The following is a 14,752-nucleotide window of genomic DNA, read 5'->3' as shown; positions in this document are numbered from 1 at the left end:
TTCGGACATAGTTTCCGCCATACGGTTCGTATGCGAAATCGACTTTGACACATATACCCTTCGGGGATTGAATGGATACAGCGTCTCTGCCGCACACACGTCGCGGCGGGATGAAAGTTCCTGGAGTCGAATCAATTTCGTCGACCGGGAGGGCACGAAGTACCGACTGACAGGTGGAACAGTGACTCGTTTGGCGCAGACGGCGGGATTGACCGAAACTCAGACCGATATCGTCGGGGCGGTACGCGAGTTCGTCGATCGTGTGGTCATCCCCGCGGCGCAGGAACTCGAACACTCGGATACGTACCCGACCGACATCGTCAAGCAGATGAAGGACATGGGTCTGTTCGGACTGACCATCGACCCCGAGTACGGGGGTATCGGCGAATCATTGCTCACCTACGCGCTGTGCGTCGAAGAATTGGCCCGTGGATGGATGAGCGTGTCCGGTGTCATCAACACGCATTTCATCGTGGCTCACATGATTTCGGCGCACGGGACGCCGGAACAGAAGGCGAAGTACCTGCCGCGTTTGGCTTCCGGGGAACTCACCGGTGCATTTTCCATGTCGGAGCCTGCCCTCGGTTCCGATGTTGCTGCCATATCGACCAAGGCGAAGCGGACGGACTCCGGCGATTACGTGATCACCGGCCAGAAGATGTGGCTGACCAACGGGGGTTCCTCGACCTTGGTGGCAGTCCTGGTCAAGACGGACGAGGGCGCGGAGAAGCCGCACAACAATCTGACGACGATATTGATCGAGAAACCCGCAGGTTTCGGCGAGGTACTCCCGGGCCTGACCATTCCGGGCAAGCTCGAGAAGATGGGGTACAAGGGAATCGACACCACGGAGATGATCTTCGACGGTTTCGAGATCGGAGCCGAGGAGGTTCTCGGTGGCACCCCTGGCTCGGGATTTCGGCACATGATGGACGGCGTCGAGGTCGGCCGGGTCAACGTCGCCGCGCGTGCCTGCGGAATTGCCCAGCGCGCTTTCGAACTGGCTGTCACCTACGCCAAGCAACGCGAGACTTTCGGCAAGCCGATCGCCGAGCATCAGGCCATCGCGTTCCGGATCGCCGAGATGGGCACCAAAGTCGAAGCGGCACATCTGATGATGGTCAACGCTGCCAGGCTCAAGGACTCGGGTGAGCGCAACGATGTCGCCGCGGGTATGGCGAAGTATCTGGCGAGTGAATTCTGCTCGGAGGTCACCCAGGACAGCTTCCGTATCCACGGCGGATACGGCTATTCCAAGGAATACGAGATCGAGCGGTTGATGCGTGAGGCGCCGTTCCTTCTGATCGGTGAAGGCACCAGCGACATCCAGAAGCAGATCATCAGCAAGGGCCTGCTTCGCACGTACAACTGAGCCGAGAAGCGGCACCGCGAATATGCGCGGTGCCGCTTAGTCGTGTCGGGTCAGCGGGAGGACGTCAGCGGGTGAAGGCCAGGGTTGTCACCGGTGACCGGTTGCCGTATGCGTCAACGGCTTCGACGCGGGCTTCGTATGCGGTGCCCGCTGCGGCATCGGGAATCGGAATGTCGAGGCTGTTCGGCCGCGGCATGAAGTAGAAGTCCGAGAGCACCTTCGACGAGACCACCTTCGCTCCGGTGGCTGTGTCCGTGACCTCGACGGCGTAGTGGTGCACCATCTGATCGTCCTTGGCCTGCGCGATCCTCAGTGCGGTCGCACCGTTTTCGCCGGTCGTCACCGAGAGCGGAGTGCTCGAGGTGAACTCCGGCGCGTGCGTGTTCCGTGCGCCCGAGGTGTAGCGGAAGTTGTCCTTGATCTGCTGGTTGGTCGACCCGTCGAGTTCGACCGTCCACCCCGAACCGCTCAGCGTGCCCGCGCTCGAGTACGGCGGCTGCCAGTTGGCTGACCACGCGCCACCGGCGTAGATGTCGTGCTTGTCTGCCGCCATGTTGATTCGGTTGATTTCCGTGCGGTCCTGGTAGACCTCGACGAAGAGCGCTTGGGCAGTGGGTGATTCGAAACGGTTCGCGAGACCGGACTCGGTCACCATCTGGTAGCCGTGATCGATTTCGATGTACGACATCGAGCCGTCGTTGACCGACGTGAAGTCACGCTGATGGATCGACCGGTCGTCGTTGTTGTTCAGATGTGAGTGCCCGGAGAAGAAGATTGCCTGAGGGAAGGCACTCAGGTCTTCGGTCAATCGAGGGTTCGACGCCTGCTGCCCGTCCATGGCTGTGTTGCTTGCCGGCCGGTGTCCCTGGACCAGGATCGGCTTGGTCAGGTTCCCGGACTCCGCGGTGATTTCGGTCAGGCGGGACTTCAGCCAATTGCGTTGCGCTGAATCATTGTTGTAGGTTTCGGTGTTGACCGTGAAGAGATGGACACCATTGACGTCGGATTCGTAGTATCCGCCACCGGAATCCGGGAACCACTCCGCCGGATATCCGGCTCTGATCGCCGCGAGACTTGCATCGTGATTGCCGTTGGAGATCAGGAGTTGTGTGTCGTTCATGCCCTTCCGGGCGAGGTTTGCCTGGAAGATTTCTGCGACGATCTTGTGGTCGGGCCCCTTGCCGTCTCCGTTGTCGTTGATCATGTCCCCGTTGGAGAGGATAGCGTCGGGTTTCGGGAAGATGGAACCGATTGTGTCGAAGAAGCTTTCGTACTTCTTGTCGTTGTTCGCGTGATCGCCGACGTGGACGTCGGACATCACGACGACCTGAGCCAGCGGCTTTTCCGAGGTCTTGATCAGGTAGCCGAACGAGACGGCCGCGCTCGCGTGATCGCCTCGGAAAGCTGCGACAGTGACGTTGGTGTCCTGTGCGATGTGCAGCGGACGTCCCGGCGTGGCAGCTTGGCTGTCGGTGGTGGGTGTCGTTCCGTCCAGGGTGTAGCGGACGGTGGCGCCGCGCTCGGCGGTGAAGGTCAGGTCGACGGGGTGCTCGTACCGTCCGCCGGGGACGCTGACGCCGGGCGCTGCGGGCGGCGTGTTGTTCTCGCCCGAAGAGCTGCCCCATTCGAAGGACGAACTGCCCCAGCCGGGTTCGGCGTGGGATTCGGCGGGGGCGATGCCGGGAACGGCGAGAGCCGCGGTCACGGCTGCTATCGCGATGGTCGTACGTCTCACGAGGATTCCTTGTCTTCGACGCGGTGGTTCAGACCTATCCGTAATTGGTCTGGACCAATTACGGTAGGTGGCGCCGGGTAGAAGAAGGTGTGTCCTGAATGTCCGATTAATGAAGCGTGTGTGAACACCCTGCAGTGCTTGGTACCGGTATACCTGTCTGCGTTTATGGCAAAGTCGATGGAGTGGACCTACGTCAGATCGAGTACTTCCTTGCCGTTGCCGGTGGTGAGTCCTTGTCGACGGCTGCGCAGAATCTGTCGGTCACCAAGCCGTCGCTGTCGCAGGGTATTCGTGGCCTCGAGCGCGAACTCGGAGTCGAACTGTTTCACCGTGTCGGTCGCGGTTTGGTGCTGACGGCAGCAGGTCGGGCGTTGGTAGGGCCGGCGAGGCAGATGACTCGCAGCAGCGCGGCCGCGTTCGACGTCGCGATCGGTACGGCCGACGAGCCTCGTGGCCGGCTCGACATCTGCTCCGCGGCACATGGTCTCGAAGGTCCGATCGCACGCATCGTGGCGGACTTTCGTGAGCGGTGGCCTGCTGTGACCGTTCGGGTCGGTGAGTTGCCGCAGGGTGCAACGTCTGAGCAGGTGTTGGCAGACGGCGCGTGCGAGGTGGTCTTCAGTTACTGGCCACCCGACATGTCGGCGCTGTCCACGAAAGTGTTGGGGGTGAACGAGTACTGGCTGGCAGTGCCGTCGGGGGTTCATCCCGACGTCTGGCCGAATGGTGTGAAACCCGCTGCGGGAGAGCCGGTGTCATTGACGGCATTGCCCGATCTCCCCGTGGTGGGTGTGCTCAAACACTCGCGGGCTCGCCTTGCCATCGAGTCGTCTCTGCAGGCCGCCGGGGCCCGGACTCGGATGTCGACGGAGTTGGCGCAGCGGGAGACCGTCGGCGCGTTCGTCTTTGCTGGTTTGGGCATGGCATTCATGGAGCGTTCGTTGGCCGAGAGATCGGTCGCGTCCGGCGCGGAGATATTTCCGGTGGAGCCGCCGATCTCACTGAATTACGGCGTCGAGTTCGATCCGGAGACGCTCTCGCCGTTGGGCAGGCTGTTCGTGGAGGGCTTGTGACGTGGGGAGATGTTCTCGATGTACGCAGACCCGGCCGGTGAGAGCGGGCCGTCGCGGTAGACCAAGATCGTCTGCCGGGTGATCGGTGGGAAAAGCGAGCGAACCTCAGATGCCGGTGAGTCTTGTTCGGCGATCGATCTGGGCAGCAGCGCGGCGCCTACACCTTGCCCGACCATTTCCCGGACAGCAAGGCGATCTGGCACTTCCACGACGACGTCGGTGAGTTCCAGATCGTCGTCGATCGAGTGCCCGCGCCGAACTGCGGATGCCTCGACCACCATTGGCAGGCGCGCGACCACGGTGCGCGGAACCGGATCGGGGAGGTCTGTGGCCAGGCGAATGGGGATCGACAAGACCGTTTCCTGGGTGCTCACGGCAATTTCTCGAAGCCCGTCGGAGACTTCGGTACCCGGGTGGGTCTCGAGAAACCCGAGTTCACACGTACCTGCTCTGACGAGCGCGCGCACGTCCTGTGCGTTGGCGGAGGCGTTCGTGGAGAACCGAATTCCGGGTGCCGTCAGATGGAGGCGTCCGGCGACCTCTGCAACAGGGTCGATGGCGAGATCGGACTGAACTGCTATGGCGAGTTCCCCGGCGCGCAAAGCGGTTACCGCAGCCACCGCGGCCTCGGCCCGAGCAACGTCGGCGAGCAACGTACGGGCAGAATCGGCAACTGCCAGTCCGACCGTGGTGGGAGCCAGACCGCGAGTGGTGCGCTCGAAGAGTGTGGCTCCGAGAGCTCGTTCGAGGTTGCGCACGGCCTGCGAGAGGGACGGTTGCGAGATACGCAGGACGTCCGCGGCGGCAGTGACGCTGCCGTGATCGACGACCGCGACGAGATACTGCGCGCTGCGTATGTCCATGCCGGGTGCCTGCATCTGACGAATTCTCCCAGATGACGGAGCCTTGGCGGCGGTGACTTGCTGCGACCTGCGGACATAGGTCTGAGCTATGGCTCTGTGCGCCTTCTCGTCTTTGTGGCGCAGGCCATAGCGATGGTCGACTGTTCCAGTACCACCGACCGCGGTTCGTGCTCGGTGAGTACCTGGAACACAGGAGCGTGATGTGAGCGAGCTTCACCTACCCAACCGGATACGCCACTCGGCGTCGACACGGCCGTCCGATCCGGCAATCACGTGCGGCGACCGAACGCTGACTTGGGCTGAGCTGGATGGCGAGACCAGCACCTTGGCGAGTGCGCTGGCAGAAGTGACCACAACGGGTGCTCGTGTCGGTGCGCTACTGCGTATGGGGCTCGAAGGTGCGGAAACCTTCATCGCATGTGCGAAGGCAGGCGCTGTGTTCATACCGTTGAACTGGCGGCTCAACCCACTCGAACTCGTCGACATCGCCGAGGACGCGGAGCTCGACGTCTTGATCGTCGATGACGAGTTCGCCGCGGGGGCGGCGGCGATGTCCGCAGCGTTGCCGGACATCGAGGTCATAACCGTGGGAGCTGCAGGGGTCCTGCCGGATTCGCGAACCTGGGCGGAGTTCGTGGCATCAGGGACCGGTGTCGACCCCGGACACGGGCACGATCCGGACGCAGCAGTTCTGCAGCTGTACACGTCCGGGACAACCGGCCGGCCCAAGGGCGTCGTGGCCACGCACCGGAATCTGTACAACGAGCCCGAGGGGTTCGATGTCTACGAATTCGGTTCGAATGCAGTCGCACTCGATGCACTTCCCCTCTTTCACATCGCCGGTGCCGGCTGGATGAGTACATGCTTGTCGGCCGGAGTGCCTTTGGTGCTGCTCGGAGACATGGCGCCTGCTCGGGTCGCTGATGCCATCGCGACCCACCGCGTCACCCACGCATTTCTGGTGCCTGCAGTCATTCAGACGCTGGTAGATCTGCCGACTCTCGACAGTTTCGATCTGACCAGCCTGGAGGTGGTCGCCTATGGGGCGTCACCGATCACTCCGGCGCTCCTCGCCCACGCGATGACTGTCTTGAACTGCAAATTCGTTCAGCGATACGGGATGACCGAGACGACGGGTTCGGTATCCGTCCTTCGTGCTTACGACCATCATGTGAGCGGGCCGCGTTCGGAGTTGCTTCGCTCTGCGGGCAAGCCGATGATCGGCGTCGAGATCTCGATTCGAGACGTCACCACTGGTGAGGAATTGCCGCCCAATAGTTCCGGTGAGATCGTCGCGCGCAGTAGAAACAACACTCGCGGATACTGGCGACGTGACCGTGAGACCGCCGAATTGTTCACCCACGACGGTTTCCTCCGAACGGGGGACGCCGGCCATCTGGACGACGAGGGGTATCTGTTCGTCACCGATCGACTCAAGGACATGATCATCACCGGCGGAGAGAACGTCTATCCGATCGAGGTGGAATCCATTCTGGCCGAGCACCCCTCGGTCGCCGAGGTCGCGGTGGTCGGGGTTCCCGACAAGCGCTGGGGTGAATCCGTGACCGCAGTGGTCAAACTGGTCGACGGTGCCGACGTGCCGAGCGTCGACGAGTTGATCGCTTTCAGCACAGCGAAGTTGGCGTCGTACAAGAAACCTCGCCAGATCCATTTCGTGGACTCCCTACCTCGCAACGCGAGCGGAAAACTGCTCAAGTCGAGCCTGCGGACCATGCTGAACGCGAGCGGAGAAGCATCATGATCGTGACCGAAGACGTCGGTGTCGCACAACGTGAGGCATGGGCGAACAAAGTCCTTCCACCGGTCGAACAGGTGCGGGACGGATTGTGGTCGATCCCTGTTCCCATGCCGGACAACCCTTTGCGCTACGTACTCGTCTACGCACTCGCGCTCGACGACGGACTTGCCCTCATCGACGTCGGTTGGGATCACGAACAGTCCTGGCAGGCTCTCGTCGACGGCATAGCATCGATCGGATACCACGTTTCCGAAGTGCGCTATGCGGCAATCACGCACCTGCATCCCGATCACTTCGGCCTGGCGCCGCGTCTTCGGCAGGTCAGCGGCGCAACGCTTGCGATGCACGTGGCCGACGCGACGCTCCTCGGGTACCACGGGCCCGAACAGACCCGCGACGACATCAGTGGCTGGAACCTGCAGTTGTCCGAACTCGGCGCACCGGCCGAAGTGCTCGACGCGTCTCGGGTCGACCTGGTGCGGTTCGCCGAGCACGAAACCATCGACATTATTCTGGGAGAAGGGGATTCACTCGACCTACCCGGTTGGAATCTCCGCGCCCAATGGACACCGGGGCACACTCCCGGACATCTCTGTTTCGTGGAAGAGGACAGAGGCTTGTTGTTCAGCGGCGATCACATGCTGCCGAGGATCAGCCCGAACATCTCCACGATTCCCGGTGAACTCGAGAACCCACTTCATCGTTATCTTCTCTCGCTCGAGGCGACGACAACACTGGGCGAGTGCGAAGTGCTTCCGGCACATGAATATCGATTCCGTGGGATCGCCGATCGTGCACGTCAATTGATGGGGCACCACGAGGGGCGATTGGCGGAGATCGTGGCTGCGGTGCAGGATGAGCCTGAATCCACGGCCTGGGAACTCTCACGCACGATCTCCTGGTCTCGCCCGTTCGAACAGATGTCGCCGCGACTACTTCGCTTGGCAGTCCGCGAAACCCATGCTCATCTTGTTGTTTTGGCCAAGCGGGAGATCGTGACACCGTCCGGCGGCACACCCGTGCGCTGGAGCATTCGCGCGCAGTGACCTTTCAAGAATCTCATCACGGAAGTAGGAACCGAACATGAGCGTCGTGCTCACCGACTTCGCCGACGGCGTTGCCGTCATCACCCTCAATCGTCCCGAGGCCAAGAACGCGGTCAATCTCGAACTTGCCGAAGCCTTGGCTGCGGCCATCGACGAGTTCGAGGAACGCTCCGATCTCACCATCGGCATTCTGACCGGAGCTGGTGGAACCTTCTGCGCCGGTATGGATCTGAAGGGATTTGCGCGCGGAGAGCGGCCATCGCTACCGGGTCGTGGTTTTGCCGGTCTGACCGAGGCTCCGCCGTCGAAGCCGCTGATCGCAGCCGTCGAAGGTTGGGCACTCGCCGGCGGTTGCGAACTGGCCTTGGCGGCCGACTTGATCGTGGCGTCCACGGACGCGAAATTCGGCCTGCCCGAAGTGAAGCGGGGACTTGCCGCGGCCGCCGGCGGACTCCTACGTCTGCCGAAAATTCTTCCGTATCAGTTGGCCATGGAAATCGCGATCACGGGGGATCCACTCAGTGCCACCGTGGCGCATCATCACGGCTTGGTCAATCGGCTCGCCGAACCGGGACACGCGCTGACCGTCGCACGCGAGCTTGCGGCCCGAGTAGCGGCTAACGGTCCACTGGCTGTTCGCGCGACCAAGCAGGTACTGGCAATGTCCGCCAAGTACACCGATCCGGATGCCTTTGTCGCGCAACGCGAATTCATCGATCCGGTCTTCACCTCTCGTGATGCCAAGGAGGGCGCCACGGCATTTGCCGAGAAGCGCTCTCCCGTGTGGAGTGGTTCATGAGTGCCGAGACGATCGAGCGTGCGGCCGTAAGCATCGAACGAGACGGTGCTGTCGCGACGATTGTTCTCTGTCGGCCGCACCGCCGCAACGCTCTCGATCTCGACGCCTGGATCGCTCTACGTGAAGCAGTCCTCGAACTGCAAGAGGACGCGCAGATTCGCTCGGTGATCCTGACCGGCGCGGATGGGACCTTCTGCGCGGGCTCCGATCTGGACAAGCGTGGCTCGTCGCACCCGCTCGATCGCATGCGTGTCATCAACGCAACGGCAATCGCACTGAGTGAGTTTCCCAAACCTCTGGTGGCGAAGGTCGACGGGTTTGCCGTCGGAGCCGGATGGAACATGGCGTTGCTCTGCGACTTCGTCGTGGCGGCCAAGGGTGCGAAGTTCAGCCAGATCTTTGCCAAACGGGGGTTGTCTGTCGACTTCGGTGGTTCGTGGATCCTGCCGAGACTGGTCGGCCTCCAACAAGCCAAGCGACTGGTGATGCTTGCCGAGACGATCGACGCACAGGAAGCCTACGAACTCGGGTTGGTGACTTATCTGGTCGAACCGGCCGAGCTGGACGAACACACGTCAACACTGGCGCAGCGGCTCGCCGCCGGCCCGCCGGCCGCACTGAGTCAGTCTGCCGCCATGCTCGAACATCACACCTCCCTCTCGTTGCGGGAGGCCTTGGACAACGAGGCGAGGGCGCAAGCGGTCAATTTTGCGACGGATGCCACCGACGCGGTTCGTGCCTTCGTAGAAAAGCGGGAGCCGATCTTCACCGGAGAGTGGGCCGTACCAGGGGCAACTCGGGTGGACTGAGCGACGGATCGCTGGTCGTATGATGGATGAGTGGATCTGCACTTCGTCACCTACTTCGTCGCTGTTGTCGACCACGGTGGGATAACGAAGGCCGCTCAGGCTCTCTACATTTCGCAGCCCTCGCTGTCACAGGCAATTCGTACGCTCGAGCGTCGGCTCGGCGCCACGCTGTTCGACCGGACGGGCAGGCGGTTGGTTCTTACCGACGCGGGCCGCACGTTCGATCTCGCGGCCAGGAGAATCCTTGCCGACGTCGAGCGCGCGAAGGCGAAAGTGACCGCCGTTCGCGAACTCGAGTTCGGTCGTGTCGACGTCGTCTCGTACTCGGCGTTCTCGATCGATCCGATGGTCGAGTTGGTCCGGCGATTCCGGGCCAACTTCCCGAAGATCGTCGTGCGTGTTCTCGACACGTACGGCCCGGCCGGGGTCGACAATGCGTTGCGGCGAGGGTCGGCCGAGGTCGGCGTCACCGATCTGAGTATCGGGTACGAAGGTTTGGTCACGGCTCCGATTGCCACTCAGGAGTTGGTGCTAGCCACCCATGCGTCGTTGTCCGGCCGACTTGCAACGCCGTTGGCGGATCCGGTTCCGCGAGCGCTCTTGCACAGTTTGCCGCTTGTGGTCGATCTCGGTGATCAATCGAATCAGTTCCGGGGCTTGCTCAGCGAAGGCGCCGAGAACGTAGTCGTGGACTGTGTCCACCCTGTGACCACGTGGGAACTCGTGCGTCGAGGAATCGGCGCCACTGTAGTGCCGAGAAGGGTTGCACAACAGCAGATGACAGACGTCTGCGCCTTCTCCTTCGATCCGCCGCTGACACGCGACGTCGGTATCGTCTATCGCTCGGGCGAGCAATCCCCGGCGGCCGCTGCATTCATCGCGACGGCTGCGGAAATGGCCACCTCCGCCGTTCCGTCCACGGAAGAGGAGTGAACTGTGGAGTTCCGGCAGATGGAGTACTTCCTCGCAGTGGTCGAGAACAAGGGGATCAACGGCGCCGCAGCGGCTCTCGGCGTTGCTCAGCCGACCGTGTCACAAGCGTTGCGCGGGCTCGAACGTGAACTGGGAGTGAGGCTGTTCCACCGCATCGGGCGCGGCATGGTGCTCAGTGCTGCCGGTCGCAGTCTGGTCGGCCCGAGTCGACAGGTTTTGCGAGACGTAGCTGCGGCGGCTGAACAGTTGACGGCATCCGATGGCGCCATCGTCGGTCGCCTCGACATCATGGCTTTCCCTGCACTGACTTCGGGGACGATCGTCGATCTGATTGCGGAGTTCTGTCGACGGTATCCGCAAGCACGAGTCAGATTCTCGGAACTCGAGCGTGAGGACAATCTGGAAAGTCTCATCCGGGACGGCCACTGCGAATTCGCGGTGGCTCATCTGCCGCTCGAGGCGGGCGAAGGGCTCGAAATCGTCGAATTGGGGGAGCAGGAATACCGCCTGGTCTACCCGGCTGGAACGGAACTACCCGAGGGGCCGGTACGCCTTTCGGAAATGCCGGACATTCCCATGGTATTCGTTCCTCGCGGGGCAGCGATGGGTGACGCGATCGAAGATTCGATCCGAAAGGCCGGTACCAGAACGGAACTCGCGGTGGTGACCGAGCAACGGGAGTCGCGGCTCCCGATGGTCATCGCCGGACTCGGCGGTTCGTTGGTCGAGCGCTCGGTGGCGAAATCGATGCCTGGTCAGGTGGTGGAACGGGCCTGCGAGCCGAGATTCCTGCGTGCGTACGGTCTCGCCTTCGACCCCTCGACGTTGTCGCCGGTGGGACAGGTATTCGTGAACCTTATCCACGAGTACCTGTCCGACGAACGCCGGTCACAGCACTAGAGTCGGCAGATTCGTTCTCGCGCGGCAGAGTACTCGGCGGCGAGACGCTCTACTACTGCATGCGTCGGAAGGACTGCATCGATCGCTCCGATGCCCTGTCCGGCGCCCCAGATGTCACGCCAGGCCTTGGTATCGGTGTCGTTGGTCGCGAAACTCATTGCGGATGGATCGGATTCGGCCAGGTTGTCGGGGTCCAAGCCGGCGGCAACGATGCTGCCCCGCAGGTAGTTTCCGTGTACTCCGGTGAACAGGTTGGAATAGACGATGTCGGAGGCCCCTGAACCCACGATCATCTCCTTGTACGCAGGATTCGCGTTAGCCTCTTCGGTTGCGATGAAAGCTGATCCGACGTATGCCAAATCGGCCCCGGCCGCGAGCGCAGCGAGAATCGAATCACCATGAGCGATGGCACCTGACAACAGCAGTGGACCGGCGAACCACTCACGAATCTCCCGAATCAGGGCAAACGGTGACTGCCTACCGGCATGACCACCGGCCCCGGCAGCTACCGCGATCAGTCCGTCGGCGCCCTTCTCGATCGCCTTGCGTGCAAAGCGATTGTCGATGACGTCATGGAGAACGATTCCGCCGTATGCGTGGACTGCGTCGTTGATGTCGGTGCGAGCGCCGAGGGACGTGATGACGATCGGAACCTCGAACTCGGCGATGGTCGCCAGATCCTCTTCCAGGCGGTTGTTGGACCGGTGGACGATGAGGTTGACGGCAAATGGCGCCGACGGATTCTCCGGGTGCTCACGATCATGTTCCTCACGAGCCACGGTGATCAGTTTGAGCCAATCCCGAAGTGCCGACTGCGGACGAGCATTCAGTGCCGGGAAGGACCCGATGATGCCAGAGGTGCACTGCGCGATGACGAGGTCAGGAGTCGAGATGATGAACATCGGTGAAGCGAGAACCGGGACACGCAGTTGCGACGTCAGGTCTGCGAAGGTCGTCACCTGGAACCGCCTTTCTGATCGACGGATTCGAGAAGTCTCGAGCGGAGGTCGGTCTTGAGGACCTTACCGGCAGCCGATGTCGGAAGGAGTTCTACCTCGACGACTTCGCGAATCTTCTTGTACGGCAGCACCTGCTCGGCGACGAACGCCTTGATCTGCTCGGCGTCGAACTCGGCACCCGGAATCATCACCACGAAGGCTACGGGCTCCTGGCCGTTGCTCCCCACTTCGCGGCCGACAACCGCGGCAGTCGAGATCGCCGGGTGCGAAACCAGAATCTCTTCGAGTTCCCGCGGATAGACGTTGTACCCCTTGTAGATGAGCATGTCCTTGGCCCGGTCACAGATGAAGAGGTATCCGTCCGAGTCCAGGTACGCGATGTCTCCCGTGTCCAACCAGCCGTCGACGAACTGTTCTGCGGTGGTTTCCGGGTGTCCGAGATAGCCGTCGGTGACCTGAGGCCCACGCACCCACAGTTCGCCGCGTTCGTTCTCGCCCAGAACGGTCTTCCGGTCGAGCTGATCGCGAATCTGGATTTCGGTGTCGAAGATCGGGAGGCCGACGCTGCTCTGCCGATATTCCGAGCCGTTGATCAGCGGAGCGGCCGTGACCACACAGGTGGCCTCGGTCAGCCCGTACCCTTCGACGACGAGCGCTTTGGGAAATGCCCGGCGGAGTGCGGCGAGCGTGACACTGTCGATCGGGGCGGCACCCGAAGACACGACGCACACGCTGTCGGTGTTGCGCACCGTAGCGTCGGGATGAACCGACAGTGCGTGCCACATGGCGGGAGACCCGGTGAGATAGGTGGCCTCGTGCTTTTCGATCAGCTCGAGCATCCGGCCGGGTTCGAACCGACCGGCGAACACCTGGGTGAGACCGGAAATCAACAGGAACGACGTGTTGAGCAACGAATGTGCGTGGAAGAGAGGGGAGACCACGATGGTCGCCCCGGTCCCGGGCGTCGGACCGAGCACGTCGAGGCCGTCGATGCGTCGAGGCGTGACGAGACCGTCAGGACCTGCTTCCAACTCGTGACCGGTTCTCCACCCACACATCTGCGTGATGTTGCCGACGACGTTGCGGTGAAGAACACGAACACCTTTGGAGACTCCGGTGGTTCCGCCGGTGAACGCGATGTGTGCGATGTCGTCGCTACGAACCGAGGCAGGGGTGAATTCGGTGGGTAGATCGGCGATGAAGGAGTCGAATGCGACGACCGACTCCGGTGTGTCGAGCGCGCCCTCGGTGTCCTGGACCATCACGATCGTACGCACGGAGGTTCCTGAAGCGGCCGCGAGCAGTACGTGCAGCTGCGAACTCTGAGTCACTGCAGCAACGGCGGACGTCTCTTCGATCTGCTTGCGCAGGCCGAGCTCTGGCTGCAGTGGGTTGACCAATGTGACTGTCGCCCCGGCCTGTAGGCATCCGTAGTAAGCCTGGAGGAACTCGACGCAGTTCCCGAGGTGCATCAACACCACGTCGCCGACGCCCACCCCGGCTTGCCGCAGTGCGCCGGCGAATTGCGCACTGCGCTGACCGAGTTCGCGGAAGGTGCACGTACGCTCGCCGTCCACGACGGCGAGGCGGTCACCGTAGAGCGCCGCCATGCTGGGCGCCCAGTACGCCATGGTGGTATCCGGGTAGTGCATGTTGTGCCGCAGTTGTGGATTGGCGATCACGCTGGTGCCCGTCACCGGGGAGCCATTCGGATAGCGCCGTCGAGTCTGATGGTCTCGCCGTTGAGGTAGCCGTTCTCGAGCATCGAGACGGCGAGCTGGCCGAACTCGTCCGGACGACCCAGTCGTGAGGGATTGGGAACAGAGGCTTCGAGGGCCGTGCGCACGTCTTCGCGTAGGCGCGCCAGCAGGGGAGTGTCCATGATGCCGGGAGCAATGGTGTTTACGCGGATTCCGCGGCTGGCGAGATCGCGGGCAGCGGTGACCGTCATACCGACGATGCCGGCTTTGGACGCTGTGTAGTTGATCTGACCGATCTGACCTTCGAATGCTGCGACCGACGCCGTCATGATGATGGCACCTCGCTCACCGTCCACTGCGTCGAGTTCCGCCATCCGCTCGGCGCCGAGACGGAGTGCGTTGAACGAACCGACAAGATTCAGCTTGACGACGAACTCGAAATCTTCGACCGATCCGGCTTTTCCGTCCTTGTCGAGAATGCGCATACGACGCCCGGCACCCGCGCAGTGGACGACGCCGCGGAGGCCGCCGCGCTCGTGCGCCGCGTCGAGTGCTTCGGCGAATTGTTCGCTGTCGGTGACGTCGGCCGGGGCGAATTGTGCGGCAGCACCGAGATCGGCCGCCACCTGCTTACCGTCGGACGAAGGCAGATCGATCAACGTGACCTGCGCTCCGGCGTCGAGCAACCGTCGAGCGGTTGCCAGGCCGAGGCCTGAAGCGCCGCCGGTGATCGCGGTGGAAAGTCCCTCGAGTTTCATGAATCAATTCTTCTTTCCTGCTGGATGACGTGTCGGCCCGAAAGCG

General features: G+C 62.3%; 13 protein-coding genes. 8 read left to right on the top strand and 5 right to left on the bottom strand.

Annotated elements, in window-relative coordinates:
- The first annotated feature begins 181 nt into the window (after positions 1-181).
- Positions 182-1,372, top strand: a complete 1,191-nt coding sequence (locus tag BH682_RS25095) for an acyl-CoA dehydrogenase family protein (RefSeq protein ID WP_007729528.1) — start codon at positions 182-184, stop codon at positions 1,370-1,372.
- 64 nt (positions 1,373-1,436) lie between these two features.
- Here the strand turns inward: BH682_RS25095 and BH682_RS25090 are convergent, their stop codons facing one another.
- Complete coding sequence (locus BH682_RS25090; protein WP_042448556.1) at positions 1,437-3,107, bottom strand: chitobiase/beta-hexosaminidase C-terminal domain-containing protein; 1,671 nt, start codon at positions 3,105-3,107, stop codon at positions 1,437-1,439.
- A gap of 182 nt (positions 3,108-3,289) precedes the next feature.
- On the opposite strand from BH682_RS25090, the gene BH682_RS25085 reads away from it, so the two are divergent.
- On the top strand, positions 3,290-4,180 hold the full coding sequence (locus BH682_RS25085) for a LysR family transcriptional regulator (protein WP_007729523.1): 891 nt from the start codon (positions 3,290-3,292) through the stop codon (positions 4,178-4,180).
- On the opposite strand, the gene BH682_RS25080 is transcribed toward BH682_RS25085, so the two are convergent.
- Complete coding sequence (locus BH682_RS25080) at positions 4,114-5,058, bottom strand: LysR family transcriptional regulator (RefSeq protein WP_054188394.1); 945 nt, start codon at positions 5,056-5,058, stop codon at positions 4,114-4,116. The two genes, BH682_RS25085 and BH682_RS25080, sit on opposite strands and share 67 nt — an antisense overlap.
- Before the next feature lie 187 nt (positions 5,059-5,245).
- Between BH682_RS25080 and BH682_RS25075 the strand changes: the two genes are divergently transcribed.
- The 6 genes from BH682_RS25075 to BH682_RS25050 are packed head-to-tail and all read left to right on the top strand — an operon-like array spanning position 5,246 to position 11,289.
- Positions 5,246-6,805, top strand: a complete 1,560-nt coding sequence (locus tag BH682_RS25075; RefSeq protein ID WP_075834441.1) for a long-chain-fatty-acid--CoA ligase — start codon at positions 5,246-5,248, stop codon at positions 6,803-6,805.
- Positions 6,802-7,848, top strand: a complete 1,047-nt coding sequence (locus BH682_RS25070; protein ID WP_075834439.1) for an MBL fold metallo-hydrolase — start codon at positions 6,802-6,804, stop codon at positions 7,846-7,848. The genes BH682_RS25075 and BH682_RS25070 overlap by 4 nt, the downstream gene beginning before the upstream one ends.
- A 37-nt stretch (positions 7,849-7,885) precedes the next feature.
- Positions 7,886-8,647: a crotonase/enoyl-CoA hydratase family protein gene (locus tag BH682_RS25065; RefSeq protein ID WP_075834437.1), complete on the top strand. Its 762-nt coding sequence runs from the start codon at positions 7,886-7,888 to the stop codon at positions 8,645-8,647.
- Positions 8,644-9,456, top strand: a complete 813-nt coding sequence (locus BH682_RS25060; protein ID WP_075835472.1) for an enoyl-CoA hydratase/isomerase family protein — start codon at positions 8,644-8,646, stop codon at positions 9,454-9,456. The genes BH682_RS25065 and BH682_RS25060 overlap by 4 nt, the downstream gene beginning before the upstream one ends.
- A 30-nt stretch (positions 9,457-9,486) precedes the next feature.
- Positions 9,487-10,389 (top strand): LysR family transcriptional regulator, encoded by a 903-nt coding sequence (locus BH682_RS25055; protein ID WP_007729501.1) that lies wholly within the window; start codon positions 9,487-9,489, stop codon positions 10,387-10,389.
- 3 nt (positions 10,390-10,392) lie between these two features.
- Positions 10,393-11,289 carry a LysR family transcriptional regulator gene (locus BH682_RS25050; protein ID WP_003939949.1) on the top strand — a complete coding sequence of 299 codons (897 nt, stop codon included), beginning with the start codon at positions 10,393-10,395 and terminating at the stop codon, positions 11,287-11,289.
- Here BH682_RS25050 and BH682_RS25045 read toward each other — a convergent pair.
- The 3 genes from BH682_RS25045 to BH682_RS25035 are packed head-to-tail and all read right to left on the bottom strand — an operon-like array spanning position 11,286 to position 14,706.
- Positions 11,286-12,191, bottom strand: coding sequence for an NAD(P)H-dependent flavin oxidoreductase (locus BH682_RS25045; RefSeq protein WP_256933533.1), 906 nt, complete (start codon positions 12,189-12,191; stop codon positions 11,286-11,288). The genes BH682_RS25050 and BH682_RS25045 overlap by 4 nt on opposite strands.
- 53 nt (positions 12,192-12,244) lie before the next feature.
- Positions 12,245-13,900 (bottom strand): class I adenylate-forming enzyme family protein, encoded by a 1,656-nt coding sequence (locus BH682_RS25040; protein WP_172827034.1) that lies wholly within the window; start codon positions 13,898-13,900, stop codon positions 12,245-12,247.
- A 41-nt stretch (positions 13,901-13,941) separates the two neighbouring features.
- Positions 13,942-14,706: an SDR family NAD(P)-dependent oxidoreductase gene (locus BH682_RS25035; protein WP_007729494.1), complete on the bottom strand. Its 765-nt coding sequence runs from the start codon at positions 14,704-14,706 to the stop codon at positions 13,942-13,944.
- Positions 14,707-14,752 lie beyond the last annotated feature (46 nt).

It is taken from the genome of Rhodococcus sp. YL-1 (assembly GCF_001942025.1).
Classification (GTDB): domain Bacteria; phylum Actinomycetota; class Actinomycetes; order Mycobacteriales; family Mycobacteriaceae; genus Rhodococcus_F; species Rhodococcus_F qingshengii.
The sequence above is the reverse complement of the archived record's forward strand: the minus strand, read 5'-3'. Positions and strand labels throughout refer to the sequence as shown.

What these genes read in the sequence shown, in the direction of transcription:
- BH682_RS25035 (WP_007729494.1), bottom strand. Translation starts at nt 14,706, where the DNA reads ATGAAACTCGAGGGACTTTCCACCGCGATCACCGGCGGCGCTTCAGGC.
- BH682_RS25080 (WP_054188394.1), bottom strand. Translation starts at nt 5,058, where the DNA reads ATGCAGGCACCCGGCATGGACATACGCAGCGCGCAGTATCTCGTCGCG.
- BH682_RS25060 (WP_075835472.1), top strand. Translation starts at nt 8,644, where the DNA reads ATGAGTGCCGAGACGATCGAGCGTGCGGCCGTAAGCATCGAACGAGAC.
- BH682_RS25040 (WP_172827034.1), bottom strand. Translation starts at nt 13,900, where the DNA reads ATGCACTACCCGGATACCACCATGGCGTACTGGGCGCCCAGCATGGCG.
- BH682_RS25070 (WP_075834439.1), top strand. Translation starts at nt 6,802, where the DNA reads ATGATCGTGACCGAAGACGTCGGTGTCGCACAACGTGAGGCATGGGCG.
- BH682_RS25065 (WP_075834437.1), top strand. Translation starts at nt 7,886, where the DNA reads ATGAGCGTCGTGCTCACCGACTTCGCCGACGGCGTTGCCGTCATCACC.
- BH682_RS25045 (WP_256933533.1), bottom strand. Translation starts at nt 12,191, where the DNA reads ATGTTCATCATCTCGACTCCTGACCTCGTCATCGCGCAGTGCACCTCT.